Below are 8,743 nucleotides of genomic sequence, written 5' to 3'. Positions count from 1 at the left end.
TATGCAGTTTTGAAGGTATATAACTTACAGAAGTGATTGGTATAAAGCCAGTCGCTTTTTTGTTATAAGAAATAAAAACTATTAATCTTTTATTCAGGTATTTTAATATAGATAAATAAAAAGACGACTATCTTTTTCGGACAGTCGTATGAGAGTGACTAAGAATGAGGAAATTATTTCTTCTCTTTTTTATGACAGATTCCATACTTTTGAAGAGATGAGAGAACCTGAACTTCGTCATTACCATGAATCATCAGTAATGCTGGAAGACCCAGTTGGATATTTGCAAGTTCAGAAAGCTTTTTCCCATCAACGGGTTTGTTGTGGTTGGAAATATCGCGTATTTGTACATCAGATGAAACCTTACTGCAAATATTATGAAAGATAATAAATTGACTTGTTGTTGTGAATTTTATATTATTTTTTATCATAGCAGGCCACCTCTGTAAAAATAGATTTTCTTTTTCCTTTTGCAAGTATATAATAGATGACAAGAAATGTAAAATGTATATTCGGCATACCTGATATATAAATAAAATATAGATATGGTATAGATGTGATATAGATGGAGAGAAAAATGGACATTACATACGATTATTACCGGATTTTTTATTATGTGACAACCTATAAGAGTTTTTCAAAGGCGGCAAAAGTATTAGGAAGCAACCAGCCCAATATTACGCATTTTATGAACAATCTGGAAAATCAGCTTGGCTGTCGGTTGTTTGTACGATCTAACCGTGGTGTAACATTGACACAGGAAGGTGAATTATTATATCAACATGTCAGGATTGCTTATCAGCAGCTTCATGCAGCGGAAGTAGAGCTGGCAGGAAAACGTAGTATGGAAAGTGGGAGCGTTACGATCAGTGCAAGCGAGATTGCATTACATTTACGGCTTCTTCCGGTACTTACAAAGTTTCATAAATCATATCCCAATATTCAGCTCCATTTGTTGAATCATAGTACACCAAGAGCAATACGCGCGGTAAAAGAGGGACAGGCGGACCTGGCAATTGTAACGACTCCATTGAAGGCGCAGAAGCCTTTAAAAGTAATGCCACTGATGAAATTTCGTGAGATTGCAGTTGCAAGTCCTGCGTTTTGTCTGGATATACTAGGGAAAGAAAGAGATTCTCAGGTTCATTTAAAAGAAATTGCTTCACATCCCATAGTCAGTCTGGAGAAAGACAGCACATCATACAAATTTTATTCAGAATGGTTTATGGAACAGAATCTGATATTTACACCGAACACAGAAGTAGAGACGATGGATCAGATATTGCCACTGATTTCGTGTGGGCTGGGAATTGGCTTTTTACCGGAATTATATGTAAAACCAGCAATAGAATCTGGAAAATTGCAGATGATATCATTATATGAAAAGATTCCTGAGAGAGAAATTTGTCTGGTGGAAAATATAAATTTCCCACCGGGAATTGCAGAGGAAGCTTTTAAACATTTATTGTTGTAGAAAATGTATTTTTAGCATTGGAAATGGCAGGTGTATGATGCAGAAATGTGATTATATATATAGAACATAGGTGACATGTAAATAAAACATAGGTTATTTATTTGACTTTGAAAAAACAGCTTTCTATACTTAATAAAGTATAGAAGGCTATTTTTGTTATGGAGGCGATAATATGCAAACTGTATTACCGAGAGAAGAAGCTGTAGAAGCAATTTTTTCTAAAATATTTGAATCAAAAGAAGCATGTGGAAGATTAAAAGACGTATTTCAGGAACATCTGGAAGAAGAAAATATATCCGGAGATTCAGCAGGACATTTCGCAGAGGTACTGTTTCATGCATATAAAAATGGTGATGTTACGGCACTTTTATTGGAACTTTGTGGAAGAAGTATGTTTGACTTATTACGGGAAGCATATTTGATCCCTAAAAAATTTCACGGAAAAGCGGGTGCAAATCCGGTGCTTTTAACAGATGTAGATGGCAATCTGTTACAGGAAAAAAAGGTCTCGGCAAGAGAATATACGAAATTCAAAGAAACATACGAGATACATCAATGTGCACCGAGATCAAAAGTATATCTGGCAGATGGATATGATCTTGTACGGTCTTATGAAAAAGGAACAAAAATTGTTGAGAAAAAAGAAAACAAAAGCAGAGGCATATTGATTCTGTATGCTTTACCGGATACATGTAAGATGGGATTGACAGAGGCTGAAGCGTATGCAGTTGTATGGGAAACATTTATGCAGATTCAGAAAGCAGCACCGCGCGCAATTGTATATTACGGACAGGAAACAGGAATTAAAAAGCAAAAAGAGTTTGATGAGATCGGGGTGCTCCTGCCGATTCGCGAATTTGAGAAGAAGATGCTGCATCACTTGCAGGAAGTGGATGGTATCGTGCTGGCATGCCGGGAAAAGATGATGGAAAAAGCAGGACAGGAAAGTCTGGATCTGAATGATTAGGAAGTGATGAGGATGCAGCGAGATCAATTACGAAAAAATCATATGGATATTCTTTGGCATGAGTATACAGATGCAGGAGGAGAGAACAGACCTGTTACAGAAGCAAGCCTTACTGAGAAAGCTTCTATTATCGGCAGAGTGGGTATTATGCTCTTGTCCTGTGGAACCGGAGCATGGAGAGTGAGAAGTTCCATGAATACACTTGCAGAAGTGATGGGGATCACATGTACCGCGGATATTGGACTGATGTCGATCGAATACACCTGTTTTGATGGAGAAGATGGTTATACACAAGCTCTTTGTCTGACTAATACAGGAGTAAATACATCAAAATTAAACCGTCTGGAAAAATTTATCCGGAATTTTGAAAAGGAAGGAAAGCATATATCCGGAGAACAGTTACATCAGCTTCTGGATGAAATAGAGAAAATTCATGGATTATATTCACCTGTGGCACTGGGAATGGCTGCAGCGCTTGCGTGTGGTGGATTCACATTTCTGCTTGGCGGAGGTCCGATTGAAATGCTCTGTGCATTTATTGGCGCAGGTGTTGGAAATTATGTGCGGTGCAAATTGACAAAACACCATTTTACTTTGTTTTTGTGTATTGTATCCAGTGTATCATTAGCTTGTTTTACTTATGCGGGATTTTTAAAACTGGCAGAAATTTTGTGGGGAATATCCGTTCAACATGAAGCTGGTTATATATGTGCCATGCTCTTTATTATTCCGGGGTTTCCATTTATTACGAGTGGCATTGACCTTGCAAAACTGGATATGCGTTCGGGCATGGAACGTTTTGCGTATGCTATATTGGTTATTCTTGTCGCAACAATGGCTGCCTGGATCATGGCATTAATTCTACATTTACAGCCGGTAGATTTTCCAAAAATTTGTTTAACATCAGAAGAGCAGGTGATATTCCGGCTTCTTGCCAGCTTTTGTGGTGTGTTTGGATTTTCCATTATGTTCAACAGTCCACCGGGACTTGCAGCTGTAGCTGCAGGAATCGGAGCAGTTGCCAATACACTTCGACTTGAATTTGTTGATCTTACCGGTATGCCGCCGGCAGTAGCGGCATTTATTGGAGCGCTTACGGCTGGAATATTAGCATCTTTAATAAAAAACAGAGCTGGATATCCGAGAATTTCAGTGACAGTCCCATCTATTGTTATTATGGTTCCTGGGTTATACTTATATCGAGGCTTCTATAATTTGGGAATGATGTCGCTTTCGGTATCCGCATCCTGGTTTGCATCAGCTATGCTCATTGTTATGGCGTTGCCGCTGGGTCTGATATTTGCAAGGATACTGACAGACAGATCATTCCGTTATTGTACATAGATAACAGGAGAGGAAAATATGCGTTTAAAAAACATATTATTGGTGGTAGAAGATGTTGAGCGTTCCAGACGCTTTTATGAAGAACTGTTCGGGTTACATGTGATTACAGCTTTTGACGGAAATATGATACTGACAGAAGGATTAGTCCTGCAGGACCGAGAAATCTGGGAGAAATTAACAGGAAAAAAAGTCAAAAATGCAGGAAATAATGCAGAATTATACTTTGAAGAGAATGAATTAACAAAATTTGCAGGAAAACTGGAGGAATCAGACTGGAATATTACTTATGTGAATCCTCTAAAAGAAGAAAGCGGAGGACAGCAAGTGATCCGTATTTATGATCCGGACGGGCATCTGATCGAGATTGGAGAGTCTTTGGAACATGCAGAAAAAAGGCAAAAAGAAGGGTTTGCAAAGATGGAGAGAAATCTTGTGGATATTATGAAGGAAGAACAGGCAAAACTGGGATTTCGTAAAGAAGCAGTAAGACTGTATTATCCACTCGCTACATTGCAGCATTTCTTTCATGCAGAAGATACGGCAGAAGAGATGCAGGAGCGACTGCAGGCATTTCCGGAAGAATTTACAGACAAACTGGGAAATGTACAGGTGACGCATAAGAAAGACCGGTTTTGTATTCACATTCCGGAAGAAGGAAGTGTCTATGCAAAAGAACAGATGAAAGATAACGAGTTCATAAAAGAACTGATCAGACAGGTACAGCAGTGTGACTGTACAATTGAGGATCTTAAGAAGTTGTTTGAAGCACATTCAGATCAGGTGATTTTTGAAACTATGTCAAATGGAGAGTTTGATTATCTTCTCCGTTTTGCGGACGGGGTACCTGATGACTATTATTACTGCTTCAAAGATGAAGGCTGTCATATGGTTTATCATCGTTTTTTGCCGGAAGATTATAAAGATTTTGACTTTTAAGATTTTAATCTTGAGAATTCTGCCAAGGAAGCAAGAACAAAATTGCGGCATGCCTGAAAATATGCTATATTAAAAGTATCATTTACAAATGGAAATACATGAAGTAATAGGAGTGATCAAAATGTATCAGGAAGAGTATAAACGTTGGCTGGAGGCAGATCTGGAAGATGCAGATCTGAACCCGGAATTAACGAAAATTGCGGGAAATGAAGAAGAGATCAAGGAGCGTTTTGCAGTAGCACTGAAGTTTGGAACAGCCGGACTTCGAGGTGTACTCGGAGCCGGAACGAATCGTATGAACATTTATGTTGTACGTCAGGCAACGCAGGGACTTGCAAACTGGGTAAAGACACAGGGTGGAACACAGACAGTAGCAATCAGTTATGACAGTCGTCTGAAGAGTGATGTATTTGCCAAGACAGCAGCAGGAGTTCTGGCAGCGAATGGAATTAAGGTTCGCATTTATGACGCACTGATGCCTGTACCGGCATTATCATTTGCAACACGTTATTATAACTGCAATGCAGGTGTTATGGTTACAGCATCCCACAACCCGGCAAAATATAATGGATACAAGGCTTATGGACCGGATGGATGCCAGATGACAGATGATGCGGCAGCAATTGTATATGCAGAGATCCAGAAGACAGATGTGCTTACAGGAGCAAAATACATATCTTTTGCAGAAGGTGTAGAAAAAGGTCTGATCCAGTTTGTAGGGGATGACTGCAAGAATGCATTATATGAAGCAATCGAGTCACGTCAGGTTCGTCCGGGCTTATGCAAGAGCGCAGGATTGAAACTGGTATACAGCCCGTTAAATGGTTCCGGACTGGTACCTGTTACACGTGTATTAAAAGATATTGGCATTACGGATATTACAATTGTACCGGAGCAGGAATATCCAAATGGCTATTTTACAACTTGCAGTTATCCTAACCCGGAGATTTTTGAGGCGTTGGAACTGGGACTGAATCTTGCAAAAGAGACAGGTGCAGATCTGATGCTTGCAACCGATCCGGATGCGGACCGTGTTGGTATTGCAATGAAGTGCCCGGATGGTTCTTATGAGCTGGTAAGCGGTAATGAAGTAGGAGTTCTTCTGTTAGATTATATCTGCGCAGGACGTATGGAGAAAGGCACAATGCCAGAGAATCCGGTCGCTGTAAAATCTATCGTGTCTACACCACTTGCAGATGCAGTTGCAGCACATTATGGTGTCGAGCTTCGCAATGTACTGACTGGATTTAAGTGGATCGGAGATCAGATTGCACAGTTAGAAGAAGCAGGAGAAGTAGATCGCTTCATCTTTGGATTTGAAGAGAGTTATGGATATCTTGCCGGACCGTATGTAAGAGATAAAGATGCGGTGATTGGTTCTATGTTAATCTGTGAGATGGCAGCTTATTACAGAAGTATCGGAAGTTCCCTAAAGCAGAGAATGGAAGAGATTTATGCGGAGTATGGTCGTTATCTGAATAAGATTGACAGCTTTGAGTTTCCGGGACTGAGTGGTATGGATAAGATGGCAGGTATTATGCAGGGACTTCGCGAGAATCCGCTGACAGAAGTTGCAGGACATAAAGTTGTATCTGTAACTGATTATCAGAAGCCGGAAGAGACAGGTCTGCCGGCTGCAAATGTACTGATTTACAAGCTGGAAGGCGGCGCAACAGTAATCGTTCGTCCGTCAGGAACAGAGCCGAAGATTAAGATTTATTATACAACACTTGGCAAAGATCTTGCAGAAGCCGAAAGTCAGAAAGAAAAACTTGCAGAAGCATTAAAGCCAATTATGAAATAGTAAGATTGTAGAAAAATTAACAATAAAATAAAGCACAAAAAATAAGTTAAAAAAATATCAAAAAAGCTTCCTTTTTCTGTATTACGGGTATATAATGTGTTTAACAAGTAAAGTTCGGAAATATAGAAAAGGAGGCTTATTTTATGAATATGGATTTATGTAAACTGATCGTGGAACGTCCGTATAAGAAAGTGTATCGCTGTGAAGGCAGTATCGTTAAATTATTTGATGAGAACCATCCAAAAGTTGACATTTTCAATGAAGCAATGGAAACAGCCAGAGTTGAAGCAACCGGTCTTGAGATTCCAAAGCTTCAGAAAATAGAAAATATTGACGGAAAATGGGCGATTTTTCTGGAATACAAAGATGGTAAGACATTAGAAGAGATGATGCATGTGGACCCGGCGAATATTGACAAGTACATGTCCGACTTTGTTGACCTGCAATTACAGATACAGTCTAAGAAAGCACCGATGCTTCCAGATCTGAGAGAGAAGCTTGCAAGACAGATCAACAGTATTACAGAACTGGATGCAAGCCAGAGATACGAACTTCTAACGAGGCTGGAAAGTATGCCACATCACAGTAAGCTTTGTCACGGAGATTTCAATCCGAGCAATATTATTGTCGGAAAGAATGGAAAAATGACAGTCGTGGACTGGGCACATGCAACACAGGGAAATGCCAGTGCAGATGCAGCAATGACGTATTTGCTATTTGCGCTTAAGGATCAGGAAGTGGCAGATCTCTATCTGAAAATTTTCTGTAAAAAATCAGACACAGCAATCCAGTATGTACAGCAGTGGCTCCCGATTGTGGCCGCTTCGCAGCTTGTAAAAGAGAATGAACTGGAGAAAGATTTCCTGATGAAGTGGATCGATGTTATGGATTATCAATAAGAGAATACTTAAAGAATCTGCCATTGGCAGATTCCTGTGGATGCTACGTCAACGAAAAATGGGTAGGATTTTTCCTGCCCATTTTGAATTATAAAGGATGACTGTAAGTGACGGGGAGAGGCAAGGATAATTTGATAGATATTTTAATAAAATTTCATAAATTTAATATTTGGTTACTGTTAAAGTATATGAAATTATGTTATAATAATAACATGGTATTGGCCGCTCAAATCGAAGAATACAATGACAGAGATTTGTAGTTACAATACAACGCCGCAGTATGCGTGTTGCAAATTTTTTTTGTCAAAGAGGAGGAAAAGAAAATGGCAAAAATTACAGAAGGATATATGCCTTTTAAAGGTTATCAGACCTATTACAGAATTGTCGGAGAACAGAAAGACAACGGAAAAGCTCCGCTGATCTGTCTGCATGGTGGACCGGGATCTACTCATAACTATTTTGAAGTTCTGGATAATGTTGCAGATGATGACGATCGTATGATCATTATGTATGACCAGTTAGGATGCGGAAAATCTTATCTGGACGGACATCCGGAGATGTGGACACAGGATCTCTGGCTGGATGAGCTGGACGCATTAAGAGAGCATCTTGGACTGAAAGAATGCCACATCATTGGACAGTCATGGGGCGGTATGATGCAGATCGCATATGCAATCGAGCGTGGAGCAAAAGGCGTAAAATCCTTTATTATTTCTTCCGGACACCCAAGCAGCAGCCTCTGGGCAAGAGAAGGAATGAGAAGAATTAAGATGATGTCTGAGGAAGATCAGGCAGCAATCAATGATGCTCTGGAACGCAATGACTTTACAGGAGAAGCTTACCTGAAAGCAGTTGACAATTATATGGACAGATACTGCAACTACTGGAGAGAAGATCTTCCGGAATGCTGTACAAGAGAAAAGAAATCCGGTGGAGAAGCTTACCTGTATGGATGGGGACCGAACGAGTTCGTTCCATCCGGTACATTAAAAGATTTTGAGTACATTGACAGACTTCACGAGATCAAAGTTCCATCATTGATCATGAGTGGTATTTCTGATCTGTGTTCACCATTAGTAGCAAAGACTATGGCGGATGAGATTCCAAACTCTAAATGGATCCTCTGGGAGAGAGCGCGTCATACTACATTCGTAGACAGACATGATGATTACTGTGTTGAGCTGTTAAAATGGATGAACGAATACGACAAATAAGATTTTTAATATTTGGAAATATGCAGAAATAAGATTTTTTGCGTAAGATAAAAAGAAACGGCGTTTCATAGATGAATGATCATTTGTGAAACACCGTTTCTTCTT

At 39.6% G+C, this 8,743-nt stretch carries 8 protein-coding genes; 7 read left to right on the top strand and 1 reads right to left on the bottom strand.

Features of this window, described 5'->3' with window-relative positions; translation table 11 throughout:
- Positions 1–173 precede the first annotated feature (173 nt).
- Positions 174–431, bottom strand: a complete 258-nt coding sequence (locus DW125_RS06100; protein ID WP_117537397.1) for an HPr family phosphocarrier protein — start codon at positions 429–431, stop codon at positions 174–176.
- A 146-nt stretch (positions 432–577) separates the two neighbouring features.
- On the opposite strand from DW125_RS06100, the gene DW125_RS06095 reads away from it, so the two are divergent.
- The 7 genes from DW125_RS06095 to pepI all read left to right on the top strand — a co-directional run bounded on the left by DW125_RS06095 (position 578) and on the right by pepI (position 8,638).
- A complete protein-coding gene (locus DW125_RS06095) occupies positions 578–1,474 on the top strand; it encodes a LysR family transcriptional regulator (RefSeq protein ID WP_117537396.1) in 897 nt (298 codons plus the stop codon).
- Positions 1,475–1,646: 172 nt separating this feature from the next.
- Complete coding sequence (locus DW125_RS06090; protein ID WP_021861457.1) at positions 1,647–2,441, top strand: DUF4866 domain-containing protein; 795 nt, start codon at positions 1,647–1,649, stop codon at positions 2,439–2,441.
- A 12-nt stretch (positions 2,442–2,453) separates the two neighbouring features.
- Entirely contained in the window at positions 2,454–3,785 is a 1,332-nt protein-coding gene (locus DW125_RS06085; RefSeq protein ID WP_117537395.1) for a threonine/serine ThrE exporter family protein, read from the top strand.
- An 18-nt stretch (positions 3,786–3,803) separates the two neighbouring features.
- The gene (locus DW125_RS14390; RefSeq protein WP_021861455.1) at positions 3,804–4,721 is read left to right on the top strand and encodes a DUF3877 family protein; all 918 of its coding nucleotides are present in this window, start codon (positions 3,804–3,806) and stop codon (positions 4,719–4,721) included.
- 121 nt (positions 4,722–4,842) lie between these two features.
- Positions 4,843–6,525, top strand: coding sequence for a phospho-sugar mutase (locus DW125_RS06070; protein WP_021861454.1), 1,683 nt, complete (start codon positions 4,843–4,845; stop codon positions 6,523–6,525).
- Positions 6,526–6,668: 143 nt separating this feature from the next.
- A complete protein-coding gene (locus DW125_RS06065) occupies positions 6,669–7,424 on the top strand; it encodes an aminoglycoside phosphotransferase family protein (protein WP_021861453.1) in 756 nt (251 codons plus the stop codon).
- Positions 7,425–7,747: 323 nt separating this feature from the next.
- On the top strand, positions 7,748–8,638 hold the full coding sequence (gene pepI / locus DW125_RS06060) for a proline iminopeptidase (protein WP_021861452.1): 891 nt from the start codon (positions 7,748–7,750) through the stop codon (positions 8,636–8,638).
- The last annotated feature ends 105 nt before the right edge of the window (positions 8,639–8,743 follow it).

The sequence above is a fragment of the Dorea sp. AM10-31 genome (assembly GCF_003435815.1).
Taxonomy (GTDB): Bacteria; Bacillota; Clostridia; order Lachnospirales; family Lachnospiraceae; genus Dorea_D; species Dorea_D hominis.
This window is presented reverse-complemented; position numbering and strand designations above follow the sequence as displayed.

What these genes read in the sequence shown, in the direction of transcription:
- DW125_RS06100 (WP_117537397.1), bottom strand. Translation starts at nt 431, where the DNA reads ATGATAAAAAATAATATAAAATTCACAACAACAAGTCAATTTATTATC.
- DW125_RS06095 (WP_117537396.1), top strand. Translation starts at nt 578, where the DNA reads ATGGACATTACATACGATTATTACCGGATTTTTTATTATGTGACAACC.
- DW125_RS06090 (WP_021861457.1), top strand. Translation starts at nt 1,647, where the DNA reads ATGCAAACTGTATTACCGAGAGAAGAAGCTGTAGAAGCAATTTTTTCT.
- DW125_RS06085 (WP_117537395.1), top strand. Translation starts at nt 2,454, where the DNA reads ATGCAGCGAGATCAATTACGAAAAAATCATATGGATATTCTTTGGCAT.
- DW125_RS14390 (WP_021861455.1), top strand. Translation starts at nt 3,804, where the DNA reads ATGCGTTTAAAAAACATATTATTGGTGGTAGAAGATGTTGAGCGTTCC.
- DW125_RS06070 (WP_021861454.1), top strand. Translation starts at nt 4,843, where the DNA reads ATGTATCAGGAAGAGTATAAACGTTGGCTGGAGGCAGATCTGGAAGAT.
- DW125_RS06065 (WP_021861453.1), top strand. Translation starts at nt 6,669, where the DNA reads ATGAATATGGATTTATGTAAACTGATCGTGGAACGTCCGTATAAGAAA.
- pepI (WP_021861452.1), top strand. Translation starts at nt 7,748, where the DNA reads ATGGCAAAAATTACAGAAGGATATATGCCTTTTAAAGGTTATCAGACC.